Raw genomic sequence first — 274 nt, forward strand, 5'->3', positions numbered from 1 at the left:
CACATAAGGAGAAAATAAATACATTTAAGTCTGGTCTCAAAAACCCACTTGGTTCTCTTGGTTTTGCAGTATCTCAGTCCTTTTTTGGTACTTTTCTGTTGATCGACCATCCACACCATCTCTAGTACCGGGAGCAGCAGAGCGGCTTTTGGCTGTGTAATTTTTAAATAAATTTTTATTTGTATGTTTGTCTTGTTCTCTAAATTTATATGTAATTAAAACTTTCAATTTTGAATTGATTATATATTCACACAATGAGAGTCTATAAAACAGT

The 274-nt window shown here is 32.5% G+C and carries 1 protein-coding gene; it reads right to left on the minus strand.

Translation table 11 applies throughout. The features are described 5' to 3' along the window. Positions 1-36: 36 nt before the first annotated feature. Positions 37-274: hypothetical protein (locus P2081_RS20895; RefSeq protein ID WP_278924706.1), on the minus strand; the 238-nt coding region annotated here is incomplete at its 5' end.

Origin of the sequence: Pseudophaeobacter profundi, from assembly GCF_029697505.1 — a bacterium.
In the GTDB taxonomy this organism is placed as follows: Bacteria; Pseudomonadota; Alphaproteobacteria; order Rhodobacterales; family Rhodobacteraceae; genus Pseudophaeobacter; species Pseudophaeobacter profundi.